We start from the raw sequence: 16,065 nt of genomic DNA on the forward strand, positions 1-16,065 counted from the left end.
TATGAAAAAACTTATACAAAACACCAAACTGTTGGTAATTGCCGGACTTTGCTTCTTCACGTTGCTGTCTTATAAAGCTTTTGAAGCCTTTAATAATCCATTAGAGAAGATATACACACAAACGGACAGACCGTTCTATTTTCCTGGAGAAACCATTTGGTTTAAATCTTACATCGTAGGTACAGACAATACTATTTCTTCTATCAGTGATGTAATGCATGCGGAATTAATTTCGCCTAAAGGCGCTGTTGTAACATCCTTAAATCTTAATGTAAAACAAGGATATGCTTACGGAAATTTTGATATAAACTCTGATTGGGTTGGTGGCATTTACACTTTAAAATGCTACACCAATTGGATGCGTAATTATGGTGAAGATTCATTTTTTACGAAAAAAATTACTATTCAGAAAGTGGTAAAACCAAAGCTGTTACTTAATTTGAAATTCGAAAAAGAAGGCTACGGAAAATCCTCTGAGGTCATAGCAAATCTTGAAGTTAAGGATTTAAAAAATCAACCTTTATCGCATACTGAAGTTACGTATAAAGTGAGTGTAAAAGGCACAGACATTATAAATGATGTTGTGGTTACAGACAAAGACGGCAAAGCAAAACCTAGCTTTACATTACCAGAAGACTTGGAGTCCGTTGATGTTGTTTTAAACGCTTTGGTATACCACAAAGGCACAACAGAATCTATCTCAAGAGCTGTTCCAGTGGTTTTAAATACTATTGATCTTCAGTTTTTACCAGAGAGCGGGAAGATTGTAACTGGTACTTTAAATAAAGTTGCTTTTAAAGCTCTTAATGAATTTGGAAAACCTGTAGATCTCAAAGGCGTTATTGTTAATACACAAGGAGAAACCATTTCAAATTTTGAAAGTTTTCATGATGGCATGGGAAGTTTCAATTTTAATCCAATTAAAGACGAGGTTTACCATGCTAAGATTACAGAACCTTTTCGTTCTGAGGAATTAATTCAGCTACCAAAAGTGTACGAAAATGGTGTTCGATTTTCTGTTACAACCGATAGTCTATCCTCCAATTTAGATATTTTTTCAACCTATAGCACACCTTTATTTCTTGAGGTTTCTAATGCAAGTACATTGCTCTTAAAAAAGGAAATCGGTCTCAAAAAAAATATAAGCTTAAACACTTCAGAATATCCTATGGGCATTACCAAATTCAGTTTAAAAAATGAATATGGTAGTACATTCGCAGAGCGTTTAGTATTTCTAAATCCTCACAAAAAACTTCATGTAGACCTCAGCCTAGATAAGAAGCAATATAATACCAGAGAAAAAGTAAAACTTAGTATAAAAACATACGATGAGAAGCAGAATCCTATTCCTGCAAACTTATCATTAGCCGTTGCGGATAATAAATTACTGTCCTTTGCTGACGACAAGCAAGACCATATTTTATCTTATTTATTGGTGTCTTCTGAACTGAAAGGACAAATTCATAAGCCAGATTTTTACTTGAATCTAAAAGAGCCAAAATCAAAAACAGCAATAGATTATGTGATGCTAACTCATGGCTGGCGAGACTATATCAATGCTCCTACCGTTACTAAGGAGAATGCACAATACCTACCAGAGCAGAGTGCTATACAAACTGGTGTTGTGCTCAACAAAAAAGGAAAACCAACACAAGCACATTTACTGCTTTTTGATAGAGATGGTAATAAAGTTTTGGTTTTTGATACCGAGGAAGATGGTTCTTTCGCTTTTAAATTCAACAATAATTATCACTTGACTTTATTGGCCTATAAAGACAATGGAGAACGTGTTACTATTGAAGAAACACACCTGAAAAAAGGAAATTATTACAGCCAAACACCAACTAAAAACATAGAAAATAAAGAAAAGGTTAAATCATTTGACAAAAATGAAAAACCACTACAAAAAACTATTAAACAAAAAGCACAAATATCTGTTGGCTTACAAGAAAGTGAAAACGGTTTAGATGAAGTTGTGGTTGTGGGTTATGGTACCACAAGTAAAGAAAGCATTACAGGTTCTGTGACTGTGATTTCGCGAGAAGAAATTGCATCAAACGGTAATTCTGTAATTAATGCTTTGGCTGGCGAAGTGGCTGGTGTTAACATAATAAATGGTAGCGGACAACCAGGTAGTACTGCAACGGTTAGAATCAGAGGTATTGGCAGTGTGTCTGGTAACAACGAACCTCTTGTTGTGGTAGATGGTGTGCCTTATGATAGGTCTGCTTTGAGCGACATCAACCCTCAGCAAGTAAACAGTGTAACGGTTCTAAAAGATGCTGCTGCAACTAGCATTTATGGTAGCAGAGGCTCTAATGGTGTTATTCTTATAAATACAAAACACGGAAAATATCCAAATAGTAGTGGAGCAGTAAAACGATTAAATAATCGAGATTATAAAAACTATGCTGTAAAGCAATTTTACCACTATAATCGAAACCACATAGACACTCCAAGAAGTTTCTACATGCCAATCTATGAAGGAAAAAATCTACCAGAAGAGCGTACCGATTTTAGACAAACCATATACTGGAATCCTGTAATACAAACCAATGCTGATGGTATTGCCGAAATTGAATTTTATAATTCTGATGCTGTAACGTCGTTTAAAATTTCTGCTGAAGGCATTGGTTATAATGGCCTTGTAGGCAAAGCTGACAAATTATACGCTACAAAAAAGCTGTTGAACACAGACATTAAAACACCTAATTATATGGTGCTAAACGATACCATTTCATTACCAATTACCATTACAAATGAAACTGAAAAAGCCATGGAAACTAATTTAAAGTTTCTATTGCCTGAACATTTAAAATTGGTATCGTCTATTGATGAAAAACTAAACGTGGAAGCTAAAAACGCTGTCACCAAAACCTTAAAAGTTATACCTCTTGAAAAAGGTAAAGACTTAGACATTTCCATTCTGGCAGAATCTGAAGATTATAAAGATATCATTAAGAAAAAGGTAACAATTTTAAGCCCTTATTTTCCAACTTCTTTATCATTGTCTGGTTCAGAAACTCAAACGTTTGACTTTGAAATTAACCACGCTGTTAAAAATAGCGTTACTACAGAATTTAATATTTATACAGACATTGTAGGTGATGTTATGGATGGTATTGAGTCTTTAATCCGTCAGCCTTACGGGTGTTTTGAGCAAACATCATCTTCAACATATCCGAATATTATGGTCTTAAAATACCTAAAGGAATCTGGCAAAAGTAATCCTGAAATTGAAGCTAAAGCCCTAGATTTTATAAAACAAGGCTATAAAAGGCTTATTGGTTTTGAAACTTCTGAAGGTGGTTTTGAATGGTTTGGTCATACTCCGCCACACGAAACCTTAACCGCTTATGGTATTTTGGAATTTACCGAAATGAAAGAGGTATATGATGGTGTAAGCGACAAAATGATTTCCAGAACTGTAGATTGGCTTTTAAGCCGAAAAGACGGTAAAGGTGGTTTCAAAAAAAGTAAAAAAGGCTATGATAGTTTTGCTAGTTCACCAACAGATGTTGCCAATGCTTACATTGTCTATGCATTAAGCGAATCTGGTGTCAATGCAGATTATATGCTAGAGTATAACACAGCCTATGCAGATGCTATAAAAAGTAATGATACTTATAAAATGGCATTACTAGCCATGGCAAGTCATAACCTCAATAAAGAAGAGAACTTTAAAACACTTTTAGCCAAAATAAAAGCAAATATTGAGGAGTATGGTTTTGAGAAAATACCTGTAGAAAATACAATTACCAGATCTTACGGTAACTCAAAACAGATAGAAACCGTAGCGCTTACAGTATTAGCTTTAATGGACGAGAAAAACGAAAATACAGTGCTCGTAACAGAAGGTGTAGATTATCTCATTAAACAACGTAAACACAACCGTTTTGGCTCTACACAAGCAACTGCTATGGCTCTTAAAGCTCTGATTAATTACACAAAAAGTCAAAAGCAAAAAATACTTAAGGAAAACGATGACATTACTCTGATAGTAAATGGTAAATCGATAACTAAAAAATTAGAACTTTCAGACGATGGGAAAATTACCATTAACGGTTTTGAGAACTATCTACAACAAGGAAAACAGACCATTGCAGTTAAGTTTAATAACCCGAAGGCAACATTTCCTTATACTTTGAATGTGAATTGGGATAGCACGTTACCAGATAGTTCAAGGGCTTGTCCATTACAACTCGAAACAACAATTACTGGACAAAACCACACGGTTGGCGATAATGTGAGTTTTAATATCTCTGTGGCAAACACCAATGCAGAAGCCTTAGGCATGGTAACCACAATTGTTGGCATACCATCTGGAACAACAGCTCAACCTTGGCAACTAAAAAAGATTTTAGAAGAAAACAAGATTGCTTTTTATGAGATTTTTGATAATTATCTGGTGTTTTACTGGCGAGAATTTAAAGCCTCAGAAATCAAAAATATTAGACTCGACCTAAAAGCTGATATTGCTGGCCACTACCAAGCACCTGCAAGTACTGCTTACCTTTACTATGGAGATGAAAACAAAACCTGGATCTCAGGAAATACAGTTGAGATTAAAGATTAAAATAACTTAATTTCTCATATATTTTAATGTTAAAAAACCTCATCAGAAATGGTGAGGTTTTTTTGTGTCCTTTTAAAATATAGTTCTATTTATGATATTGGCAAAGCCATATCTCAGTAATTATAATTGCTTCATTTAAAATAGCAAGAAATTATTTAAGCTATGACAATTGTAAAAACTAATTAGTCTAATTAGCTTTGAATTGTAAACCTAAATAAACCATGTCACAGCTAGCTATAATTACTTGATTTAATTTGGCTTAAAATTTAAAGAGTAATGGAAATATTTAAATCTGTATCAGTAGTTATTGCACTAATTTTGGGAGGTTGTTTTATTATTTTTCTGGTGTGGATAATAGTCATGGTTCATCAGTTAAAAGGAATACCAAATCATAAAATTGAAGCCTTGGGTGATTTTTTTAATAAGCTTCCTATAAAGAAATTCTTTAGCTTATTTTCTAATAATAACTTAAACAAAAATGACAAATAAATAGAATCTTTGACCCTTTTTGTGGATCAGGTGGTTTATTTGAGAAATCACTATTTCTTCCCACCAACCACAATAACAATCTCGCCTTTTGGTGGTTTGTTGGTATAATGTTCTAAAACTTCCTTTGCTGTTCCTCTAACGGTTTCTTCATAAAGTTTGGTAAGTTCTCTCGATACAGAAACTGGTCTATCTTCACCAAAATACTCACAGAAATGTCCTAAGGTTTTTACTAACTTATGTGGACTTTCGTAAAAAATCATAGTTCGGGTTTCTTCTGCTAAAAGTAACAATCTGGTTTGGCGGCCTTTCTTTACAGGTAAAAACCCTTCGAACACAAACTTATCGTTAGGCAAACCACTATTTATCAATGCTGGCACAAAGGCTGTTGCTCCGGGTAAACATTCAACCTCAATATTGTTTTCTACACAGGCTCTAACTAATAAAAATCCAGGGTCGGAAATGGCTGGTGTTCCCGCGTCACTAATCACAGCAATTGTCATTCCCGATTTTAGTTTCTCGATTAAGTGATCCACCGTTTTATGTTCATTGTGCATGTGGTGACTTTGCATGTGTGTGGAAATTTCAAAATGCTTTAAAAGCTTTCCTGAAGTTCTGGTATCTTCTGCCAAAATTAAGTCGACTTCTTTTAAAACGTCAATTGCTCTAAAAGTGATATCCTTAAGATTTCCTATAGGTGTTGGTACCAGAAATAGCTTCATGTCTTTAAAATTGTTAACCAAAATTACAATCTTTATAATTATTATAGACGCAACTGTTGGGAGTATTTTGCATCTATAAAATAAATTCGATGGTTATAGTAGGAAAATTACTAACTTACCTGTTATATTAACGAGTTATTATTTTCTCTTTAAACTAGTTAAATCTATTTATGATTTCAAAACTTTTCCGCTTTCTTCTAATTTTTTTAATATGTTCTCAAGCATACAGCCAAACCACAGACTTATCTATTAATATTGAAGCCCAAGACCTAAGTGGTGCAGCTATATCTCAAATAAATATTTATCAAAATTTTCAGTATTTAGTCACCGTTTCAAACTCTGGAAACGCAGTTAATGACGCTAGTATCTCGGTAAGTTTTGATGCCGATTTAGATATAACTTCAACTAGTTCACAAAATAATACAGGAGGTGCATCAGACTTCTCAAACATAGGCATAAACTCAAATATACTAACAGCAACAATTGCCTCTATGCCCAATAATGGTAGCGTTGAGCTTTTAGTTGAGGTAATAGCACCAACTAATTTGGGTGGTATTGCTGCTAATGGAATTGTTAGTACTCCTGATGGCACAACAGACACAAATACAGACAACAACCAATCTATAATTTCTATAGATGTTTTAGATGTTGTTATTGATATTTCCGTGACCCATAGTCAAACTCAACCTACACCAGGAACATCAATTGATAACTGGGGAGATGAAGTTACTTATCAGTTTACCATAACAAATAATAGTACCATTGATTTTCCTGTAGGAATTACACAAGGCAAACTAATGCTATCTTCATCGCCCGATAATGGTATGCCATTTGCTAGTTTTATATCTTTGGAATGTATTGGAAGTACAAACGGTACATTATGTCCTGAACTATCTAGCTTAAACACTTCTTTTGCCACTGTATCTGGCTCAACCACTGATACTGCATCAAATATTTTCTCAATACTCAGTTCTTTTATGATAACCTCTGGAGGTAGTGTTTCTTTTGAGGTGGTATATCAATATTCAAATTATTCATGTGCGGAAAACCCCTCACCTATGAGTGTTAATAGTTTTATTGAAATTAATTTAAACCATAATAATGTTTCTTCAAACACCTCAAATTTAGTAGAAACTAACTTATTAAACCCAGAACAGTGTCCATTAACAGATGCCTGTATTGAAACTACAATTATTGACCCAGTTGATACAGTGAATATAGAATATGGTGAGCAAGTTACTTTTGAAACTACAGTTTGTAACAACGGACCTTCTGAAGTTCCTATGATGTTTTTCCTTCAAAACCTTTCTGCTAATGTAGACTGGGATATTATCTCAATAAATTGTTTGGGAACTACAGGACCAGTAGATTGTAACGACTTCTTCATATCAGATAATGGTCAACTATGGGTTACTAATGAGTTTACTCTTCAACCTAATACAACGATAACTATAGAAACTATTGTTGTATTTGTTGAGCCACCATGTAATCATTTGCCACATTTGGTTGATGCTTCAATAAAAAGTCAAATCGTAATTCTTCCAACTCAAGCCGTTGATATTAACCTTGATAATAATTATTTCTTTAATGATTTAGTATTACCTGCTGAAGAACCTTGCGACATTGATGATCAAGATCTTCAAGTCACAAAAACTCAAATAAGCCCACAACTACCAATTGGCGGATCTACCTCAAATACAACTGAATGGGGTGAAATTACCTATGAGATTACCGTAACTAATTCTGGTGAAACAGACGAATTAATACAAGTTTTAGACCACATGCCTGTACCATCTAGTAGTGATGTTTCCATTTCTGGAACTCTTATTAACGTTGAGTGCACTGGAACTACAGGAACAGCTTCTTGTTTTGATATTCAAAATGCCAATATTGGTGTAACTCACGATGGAATAACTGAAGATGGTAGTTTTGATGCCTTTTGGGAAATATTACCTGAGGACAATTGGGTACTTGCGGCTAATAGTTCTGTTACATTTACTGTAACTGTTAATTGGGAACCGCAATGTTCCTTCCAGCCAATTATAGGAACTAATATTGTTCGTGTTAATTATGTAAACGACAATATTGTAGATGCGTCTCAAGGAAATAATATTGCTTCAGTTAACACTTTTTTTGCACCTTGTGTAGATCTCGTGGTTCAAACTTATCCTGAATTTAGTATCGTGAACACAAATGATTCTTTCAACTGGATTGTAGATGTTACTAATAGTGTTACTAGCTCTGATGCCGTTGATGTACTTTTTGAAGATACATTAAATTCTGTTTTTACAATTACTGGCACACCAACATGTACCGTTACTTCAGGAAATGCTACTTGCTCATCAAGCTTTAGTGTTTCTGGAAATTTTATTTCAGGAATAATCCCAATTATGGAAGCTGGCTCTACAGTTACTATAAATATACCTGTTAGTGCCCCAAATTTTGGAGGTGCTTTCAATAATATTGCTGAAGCTATACCTAGTCCTGCAAATAATGAAGAACTTACACCTGAGACAAATATCTCTATTAACAGTGTTCAGGTTATTGGTCCTCGATTAGAGAAATCTTTTACCCCTGAGACAATTATTGAAGGTAGTGAGAGTGAATTAACATTTACTATTTACAATACAAATTCCAACCCTGCACAAAATAATGTTTCATTTACTGACAACTTACCTTTAGGAGTTATACTTTCTGGTTCACCTGACTGGATTTTATCTAATGGATGTACCGCAGATTTTATTGGAGGCATTGGAGACGACTTTGTTGGAGTTGAAAATCTTATATTTCCGGTTGGTGTAGAAAGTTGTACGTTCTCGGTAATGGTAACCTCTGACCAAATCGGGACATATTTAAACAACTCTCAGAATTTCTCTAATCAGAACAATATAGATACTACCCAAACCAGTGCTACATTAAATGTTATTGAAGATACTTCTAATGTCGATATTGGAATTTCGAAAACCGTAGAACCAGAAATGGTTTCTTTTGGTGAAGAGGTTAACTTTACAATAACTGCAACTAATTGGGGAACAACTGCTGCAACATTAATAGAAATCATTGATATGCTTCCTCAAGGTTATGAATTTGTTTCTGCAGATGTAAGTTTTGGGACATTTGATAACCTTAGTTACACATGGCATATTCCTTATCTAAATGCTAATAGTAGTGAAACATTAACATTAACAGCTGTAGTTATTTCTTCTTCAAACCTTACGAATGTTGCTATTTTAAATAGTATTAATGAGCCAGACAGAAACGACCTTAATGATGAAGATTCTGCATCAGTAGATATTTCAAATTGTTTAATTATACCTCAAGGGGTTTCTCCTAATATTGATGGTGATAATGATGTATTAGTAATTCCTTGTATTGAAGATTATCCAGACAATGTCCTTAAGATATACAACCGATACGGAGTTCAGATCTATGAAGCATCTGGTTATATAAATACTTGGGATGGTACCGCTAATATGGGTGTTCTTAAAACCTCTAAAATATTACCTGTAGGAACTTATTTCTACGTCTTAGAAATAGATGGTTTTGCAGAGCCAAAAGTCGGTTATGTGTACTTGAATTATTGAAAGTAAGTTTAATTAAATTTACTTTCAATAATTTCTATAAAACGCTCTTCGTACTCCTCTTTGCCATCCCAGTTATTATAATCTGGTTTTACCATTTCTAAGATCAACGTACGAGCCTCACCTAATGTATGTGTAGTATTAATTTGAGAAATTACACGGTCATAGTCTTCATTTTTGCCTTCAAACAAATGCTTAATAAAAGCAAGTTTGTCATTTAGACCTATTTGTAAGCTTTGACCTTTTAGTCTATCATTTAGTGATTTTTGCTTGTTTTCCTCTTCTCGTTTTTTGGCATCAGTCAAAGGCTCAAATTCTGGCATATTTGCAAAGTCTGAAGTGATGCTTTCAAACTCTATGGTATGACTTTCTTCTATTGGTTTTATATTTTCTAAAACCTCATCAACCTCCTCTACATGCTCTGGCATATGGGCAACCATATTTTTTATTTTGTCCATAACTGGTTCCATAATACCATCGTCTTCAACTTCATCTAGATTAATATAGGTTCTGTTTTCAACTTCAATATTGTCACTAATCTTGTTGTTAAAAGCAGTATCAAGCATATCAAAGAATGAAGAGTCATTACCTATGGTTGGTTTATCATCTTCAAAATTCTCGTGCGCAAATTTTAAAACGGTAAGTTTTTCGTATAGCTTAGAAACCTCTTCGTGCATTCTATCTACATCCTCTCTTCCTTTGAGTTTTAGAATCCTGTGCGCTATACTAACTAATTCTGATTCTAATTTCTTCTTCATGTGGTATTATTTTTTGATTAGTAAGTTCACATGAAACATCTTTAAAGCTATTCCTATTGCTGTGTAAAAATAAATAGCAGATGTTTCGTCCTAATTACTTTTGATTTTTAATATTTTTGATTGACCTTTATACAAACGAATATTCACTACGTTTTAGTGCTAAAATTACAAAATGTTTCTCGAAAATACGGTAAATCATAAAGAACAATTTGGCTGGATTGAGGTGATTTGTGGATCGATGTTCTCTGGTAAGACCGAAGAGCTCATTCGCAGATTAAAGCGCGCCAAATTTGCAAGACAAAAAGTTGAAATTTTTAAGCCTGCTGTAGATGTGCGCTACGATGACGAAATGGTTGTGTCTCATGATGCTAACGAAATACGTTCTACACCTGTGCCAGCAGCAGCCAACATACCTATTTTAGCCGATGGTTGTGATGTTATTGGTATTGATGAAGCTCAGTTTTTTGATGATGAAATTGTTAGAGTTTGTAATGATTTGGCCAACAAAGGTATTCGTGTTATTGTAGCTGGCTTAGATATGGATTTTAAAGGTAACCCTTTTGGTCCAATGCCTTACCTTATGGCAACGGCAGAGTATGTTACCAAAGTACACGCCATCTGTACTAAAACAGGTAATTTGGCACAATACAGCTATAGAAAATCTAAAAGTGACGATCTAGTTCTACTCGGTGAAGTTGAAGAATACGAACCTTTGAGTAGAGCTGCGTTTTATAAAAGTATGTTGAGAGACAAAGTAAGACAGATGAAAGTTAACGACCCTGAAGAAATCAACTCTAAAGACAAAAATTCTAATGCCGAAAGTTAGAGAAACTGTTCTTGAAATTGATTTACGAGCACTAACTCATAACTTCAATTACTTAAAATCGAAATTACAACCAGGAATCAAGTTTCTAGCTGTTGTAAAAGCTTTTGCTTACGGAAGTGACTCTGTTGAAATAGCCAAACATCTCCAAAAAATGGATGTAGATTATTTTGCCGTAGCCTATACTAAAGAAGGTGTTGTTTTAAGGGATGCTGGAATTACCAAACCTATTTTGGTGTTGCATCCTCAGCCCATAAACTTTAAAACTATAATAGAGCGATGTTTAGAACCTAGTTTATATAGCGCCAAAGTTTTAAATGAGTTTGTTGCTGTAACAGAAGAAAATGCTCAAACCGATTATCCTGTACATATAAAATTCAATACAGGTTTAAATCGCTTAGGATTTTGGGAAAGCGATGTAGATTTTATTGTTCCAAGATTAAAAGAAACTTCTGCGGTAAAGGTAAAATCCATTTTTTCACACTTAGCAGCCAGCGAAGATCTTAAAGAAGCCGATTTTACCAATCAACAAATACAAAGGTTCAACTCAATAATCGATAATTTTAAAACCCAAATAGGTTATAAACCTTGGGTTCATATGTGTAACACATCGGGTATAATCAATTATAAAAATGCCCATTTTGATATGGTAAGAAGCGGTATTGGGCTATACGGATTTGGAAATTCAGTAAAAGAAGACCAAAACCTAAAACCTATAGCGAGTTTAAAATCCGTGATTTCTCAAATTCATAACATAGAAAAAGGAGAATCTGTTGGCTATAATAGGGCTTATATCTCTAATGGATTTGAAAAAACTGCTACAATACCGATTGGTCATGCAGATGGTATTACAAGAGTTTATGGTAAGAAAAAAGGATTTGTTTATATCAATAATCAAAAAGCCTACATTATTGGTAACGTTTGTATGGACATGATTATGGTAAACGTCACTGACATTGATTGTAAAGAAGGTGATGAAGTTGTAATATTTGATGGCACACACAGAGCTAATGAAATCGCAGAATCTGCTGGTACTATTTCTTATGAAATTTTAACTGCTATATCTCAGCGTGTAAAACGTGAATTTATATATGAATAACTTTTTCTGTGCTTTGTGACTTTTTTATTTAACTTAGTGTCTCATTAACACTAACTATTAAACACTAAATTATGTTAAAAGAATTCAAGGAATTTGCAATGAAGGGCAACCTTGTAGACATTGCTGTAGGTTTTGTAATGGGTGCTGCTTTTAAAGAAGTGGTTTCTTCATTTACAGGCGGTATTGTTTCGCCATTAATCGGATTAATATTTAATTCTGACTTTAAAGACTTAAGACTTAAATTAGAAGATGGTACTATGAATGACGCTGGAGAAATGGTAGGAGAAGTATGGTTAGAATATGGTACATTTTTAACCAACGTTATTGATTTTATAATTGTAGCATTTGTAATGTTTATGGTTGTAAAAGGTGTTAACAAAATGAAGAAGAAAGAAGAGCCTGCTCCAGAAGCACCAAAAGGACCTTCTGAAATTGATTTACTTATCGAAATTAGAGACTCTCTAAAAAAATAAACACGTATAGCGACACCGCTACACTACATATTTTTAACCAAACCTAGATGAAAGTCTAGGTTTTTCTTTTCAATAGTTAAATAAATAACATTTTGTTATTTGTTGTTAAAAGACCTAAATTATTTAAAACTAAGGTCTTTTTTTTATGTAATTTTGACTTAGAATTTAACTTAAATCACAAAAATGAAAGTAGCAGTTGTAGGCGCAACAGGTTTAGTAGGAAATGTAATGCTTAAAGTATTAGAAGAGCGCAATTTCCCAATTGATGAATTATTATTAGTAGCTTCAGAACGTTCCGTAGGAAAAAAAATGTCTTACAAAGGTAACGATGTCGAAGTTATTAGCATTCCAACTGCTATTGAAAAGCGTCCAGATATAGCTCTATTTTCGGCTGGTGGTAGCACATCTTTAGAATGGGCTCCAAAATTTGCCGAAGTAGGTACAACAGTTATTGATAATTCTTCAGCTTGGAGAATGGATCTTTCAAAAAAACTGGTAGTTCCAGAAATTAATGCCAATCAGCTTACTAAAGAAGATAAAATTATCGCTAATCCTAACTGCTCAACCATACAAATGGTTATGGCTTTAGCTCCACTTCATAAAAAATATAAAATAAAACGTATTGTGGTTTCAACCTATCAATCGGTTTCTGGTACTGGTGTAAAAGCTGTAGAACAAATGGAAAATGAAATCTTAGGTAAAGAAGGTGATATGGCTTACCACTATCCTATTCATAAAAATGCCATTCCACATTGTGATGTTTTTGAAGAAAATGGCTATACCAAAGAAGAAATGAAATTGGTTAGAGAAACTCAAAAAATTCTGAGCGATAATACTATAGCTGTTACTGCGACTGCGGTTAGAATACCTACTGCGGGCGGCCATAGTGAAGCGGTGAATGTTGAGTTTGAAAATGATTTCGACCTAGCAGAAGTTAGAAGATTGCTTGAGGAAACTGATGGTGTAACCGTTCAAGATAATTTAGAAACAAACACTTACCCTATGCCAATGTATGCTAACGGTAAGGATGATGTTTTTGTTGGCCGTATACGTCGAGATGGTTCACAACCAAATTCACTTAATTTGTGGGTGGTTAGTGATAACCTTAGAAAAGGAGCCGCAACCAATACTGTTCAAATAGCAGAATACTTAGTTAAGAATTCTTTAGTTTAAAAATTACATAAGCGCTGTATTTTCTCTCAAAACAGCCTTAATTTTATGTATTTCAACTAATTATTTCACCACCTAGTTGTTTTGTATATATATTCGGAATCTCGATAATGCTTAATGTTTAAGGGTTGTTGATGATAATCGATATAGATTAATACTTATCTTTGAGATTAACGATGTTATATTTCAAAATGACTAATTATGAAAAAACTTATTCTATTTGCTACATTACTAAGTATTTTTATTTCATGTAAAAACGAAACTGAAAAAGTGAAGCAAATTATATCTGTAGATTATCCTGAAACAAAAAAAGTAGATACTGTAAATACCTATTTTGGTGAAACTGTAAAAGACCCTTACCGTTGGTTAGAAGATGACCGAAGTGCGGATACCGAAGCTTGGGTAAAAGCCGAAAATGAAGTTACTTTTGGTTATTTAGACCATATCCCTTACAGAAAAGAATTAAAAGATCGCCTCACGTCACTTTGGAACTATGAAAAAATAGGTTCTCCATTTAAGGAAGGTGACTATACTTATTACTATAAAAATGACGGATTGCAAAATCAATACGTTATCTATAGATACAAAACTGGTGAAGACCCTAGTACAGCAGAAGTTTTCTTAGATCCAAATACATTTAAAGAAGATGGTACTATTTCTCTAGGTGGGACTAGTTTTTCTAAAGATGGTAAAACCTTAGCGTATTCAATATCTGAAGGTGGAAGTGATTGGAGAAAAATCTTGATAATGGATACCGAAACCAAAGCGATAATTGAAGATACTTTGGTAGATATAAAATTCAGTGGTATGTCGTGGTACAAAAACGAAGGGTTTTACTACTCAAGCTATGATAAACCTGAAGGAAGTGAACTTTCTGCAAAAACAGATCAACATAAAGTATATTATCACAAATTAGGTACAAAACAATCTGAAGATCAACTTATCTACGGAGGAATACCAGAAGAAAAGCATCGCTATATCTATGGTGGTGTTACAGAAGATGATCGCTACTTAGTTATTACTCCTAGAATTTCAACTTCTGGCAATAAACTATATATTAAAGATTTAACCAAAGACAATGCTCCTTTCATTGAAATTTTAGGTCATACGGATTCAGATTCCAATATCATAGAGAATGTAGGTTCTAAACTCTACATCATGACTAATTTTAATGCTCCTAATCAAAAGATTGTTACAGTTGACGCTTCAAACCCAAAACCTGAAAACTGGGTGGATTTTATTCCAGAAACTGAAAACGTATTGAGTCCATCTACAGGTGGTGGATATTTCTTTGCTGAATATATGGTAGATGCTGTTTCAAAAGTTTTACAATACGATTACGAAGGCAAATTAGTTAGAGAAGTAGAATTACCAGGTGTTGGTAGTGCTGGTGGTTTTGGAGCTAAAAAGGAAGAAAATGAGCTTTACTATTCATTTACCAACTATGTAACTCCAGGAAGTATTTATAAATATGATATAGAAAACGGAACTTCCGAATTGTACCGTAAACCTAGTATAGATTTCAATCCTTCCAACTACGAGAGTAAACAAATATTCTACACCTCTAAAGATGGGACTAAAGTTCCGATGATTATTACTCATAAAAAAGGTATAGAATTGAATGGAAAAAATCCAACTATTTTATACGGTTACGGAGGTTTTAATGTGTCTTTAACACCTAGCTTTAGCATTGCAAATGCTGTTTGGATGGAACAAGGTGGTGTTTATGCTGTTCCTAACTTACGTGGAGGTGGGGAATATGGAAAAGCATGGCACGATGCTGGAACACAACAAAAAAAGCAAAATGTGTTTGATGACTTCATTGCTGCAGCAGAATATCTTATAGATAATAAATATACCTCATCAGATTATTTGGCCATAAGAGGTGGCTCAAACGGAGGTCTTTTAGTTGGAGCTACAATGACTCAGCGTCCAGATTTAATGAAAGTGGCATTACCTGCTGTTGGAGTTTTAGACATGTTGCGTTACCATACATTTACTGCTGGTGCAGGTTGGGCTTATGATTATGGTACTGCTGAAGACAGTAAAGAAATGTTTGAATATCTTAAAGGCTATTCACCTGTACACAACGTGAAAGAAGGTGTAGAATATCCTGCAACGTTAGTCACAACAGGAGATCATGATGATCGTGTTGTGCCTGCTCATAGTTTTAAGTTTGCTGCTGAGTTACAAGAAAAACAAGCAGGAGATAACCCTGTGTTGATACGAATTGAAACAGATGCTGGACACGGAGCTGGAACTCCTGTAAGTAAAACTATTGAACAATATGCAGATATATTTGGTTTTACATTATACAATATGGATTTTGATGTGTTACCAAATAGAACAAAAGAAAAAGTGAAAGGATAACCCTCAA

The 16,065-nt window shown here is 34.0% G+C and carries 10 protein-coding genes; 8 read left to right on the forward strand and 2 right to left on the reverse strand.

The features are described from left to right. Window position 1: 1 nt before the first annotated feature. On the forward strand, window positions 2–4,576 hold the full coding sequence (locus AC2H4K_RS07100; protein ID WP_493743007.1) for a TonB-dependent receptor plug domain-containing protein: 4,575 nt from the start codon (window positions 2–4) through the stop codon (window positions 4,574–4,576). Between the two features lie 276 nt (window positions 4,577–4,852). Beyond that, window positions 4,853–5,065, forward strand: a complete 213-nt coding sequence (locus tag AC2H4K_RS07105) for a hypothetical protein (RefSeq protein ID WP_281140832.1) — start codon at window positions 4,853–4,855, stop codon at window positions 5,063–5,065. Window positions 5,066–5,115: 50 nt separating this feature from the next. Here the strand turns inward: AC2H4K_RS07105 and rsmI are convergent, their stop codons facing one another. Then, the gene (gene rsmI, locus AC2H4K_RS07110; protein WP_281140831.1) at window positions 5,116–5,784 is read right to left on the reverse strand and encodes a 16S rRNA (cytidine(1402)-2'-O)-methyltransferase; all 669 of its coding nucleotides are present in this window, start codon (window positions 5,782–5,784) and stop codon (window positions 5,116–5,118) included. Window positions 5,785–5,954: 170 nt separating this feature from the next. Between rsmI and AC2H4K_RS07115 the strand changes: the two genes are divergently transcribed. Then, window positions 5,955–9,368 (forward strand): DUF7933 domain-containing protein, encoded by a 3,414-nt coding sequence (locus tag AC2H4K_RS07115; protein WP_281140830.1) that lies wholly within the window; start codon window positions 5,955–5,957, stop codon window positions 9,366–9,368. 8 nt (window positions 9,369–9,376) lie between these two features. Here AC2H4K_RS07115 and AC2H4K_RS07120 read toward each other — a convergent pair whose 3' ends face one another. Continuing rightward, the gene (locus AC2H4K_RS07120) at window positions 9,377–10,123 is read right to left on the reverse strand and encodes a DUF8457 domain-containing protein (RefSeq protein WP_281140829.1); all 747 of its coding nucleotides are present in this window, start codon (window positions 10,121–10,123) and stop codon (window positions 9,377–9,379) included. 172 nt (window positions 10,124–10,295) lie between these two features. Here AC2H4K_RS07120 and AC2H4K_RS07125 point away from each other — a divergent pair, with 172 nt between their 5' ends. The 5 genes from AC2H4K_RS07125 to AC2H4K_RS07145 all read left to right on the forward strand — a co-directional run bounded on the left by AC2H4K_RS07125 (window position 10,296) and on the right by AC2H4K_RS07145 (window position 16,058). Further along, window positions 10,296–10,949: a thymidine kinase gene (locus tag AC2H4K_RS07125; protein WP_281140828.1), complete on the forward strand. Its 654-nt coding sequence runs from the start codon at window positions 10,296–10,298 to the stop codon at window positions 10,947–10,949. Continuing rightward, window positions 10,936–12,045 (forward strand): alanine racemase, encoded by a 1,110-nt coding sequence (gene alr, locus AC2H4K_RS07130; protein WP_281140827.1) that lies wholly within the window; start codon window positions 10,936–10,938, stop codon window positions 12,043–12,045. Before AC2H4K_RS07125 ends, alr begins: the two co-directional genes overlap by 14 nt. Window positions 12,046–12,116: 71 nt before the next feature. Continuing rightward, window positions 12,117–12,518: a large-conductance mechanosensitive channel protein MscL gene (gene mscL / locus AC2H4K_RS07135; RefSeq protein WP_281140826.1), complete on the forward strand. Its 402-nt coding sequence runs from the start codon at window positions 12,117–12,119 to the stop codon at window positions 12,516–12,518. 183 nt (window positions 12,519–12,701) lie between these two features. Further along, on the forward strand, window positions 12,702–13,691 hold the full coding sequence (locus tag AC2H4K_RS07140; protein WP_281140825.1) for an aspartate-semialdehyde dehydrogenase: 990 nt from the start codon (window positions 12,702–12,704) through the stop codon (window positions 13,689–13,691). A 198-nt stretch (window positions 13,692–13,889) separates the two neighbouring features. Continuing rightward, window positions 13,890–16,058, forward strand: coding sequence for a prolyl oligopeptidase family serine peptidase (locus AC2H4K_RS07145; RefSeq protein WP_281140824.1), 2,169 nt, complete (start codon window positions 13,890–13,892; stop codon window positions 16,056–16,058). Window positions 16,059–16,065 lie beyond the last annotated feature (7 nt).

The sequence above is a fragment of the Winogradskyella sp. 266wxhm genome (assembly GCF_058964685.1).

Excerpts from the sequence above, each read along its gene's own strand:
- AC2H4K_RS07100 (WP_493743007.1), top strand. The coding sequence starts at position 2 with ATGAAAAAACTTATACAAAACACCAAACTGTTGGTAATTGCCGGACTT.
- AC2H4K_RS07105 (WP_281140832.1), top strand. The coding sequence starts at position 4,853 with ATGGAAATATTTAAATCTGTATCAGTAGTTATTGCACTAATTTTGGGA.
- rsmI (WP_281140831.1), bottom strand. The coding sequence starts at position 5,784 with ATGAAGCTATTTCTGGTACCAACACCTATAGGAAATCTTAAGGATATC.
- AC2H4K_RS07115 (WP_281140830.1), top strand. The coding sequence starts at position 5,955 with ATGATTTCAAAACTTTTCCGCTTTCTTCTAATTTTTTTAATATGTTCT.
- AC2H4K_RS07120 (WP_281140829.1), bottom strand. The coding sequence starts at position 10,123 with ATGAAGAAGAAATTAGAATCAGAATTAGTTAGTATAGCGCACAGGATT.
- AC2H4K_RS07125 (WP_281140828.1), top strand. The coding sequence starts at position 10,296 with ATGTTTCTCGAAAATACGGTAAATCATAAAGAACAATTTGGCTGGATT.
- alr (WP_281140827.1), top strand. The coding sequence starts at position 10,936 with ATGCCGAAAGTTAGAGAAACTGTTCTTGAAATTGATTTACGAGCACTA.
- mscL (WP_281140826.1), top strand. The coding sequence starts at position 12,117 with ATGTTAAAAGAATTCAAGGAATTTGCAATGAAGGGCAACCTTGTAGAC.
- AC2H4K_RS07140 (WP_281140825.1), top strand. The coding sequence starts at position 12,702 with ATGAAAGTAGCAGTTGTAGGCGCAACAGGTTTAGTAGGAAATGTAATG.
- AC2H4K_RS07145 (WP_281140824.1), top strand. The coding sequence starts at position 13,890 with ATGAAAAAACTTATTCTATTTGCTACATTACTAAGTATTTTTATTTCA.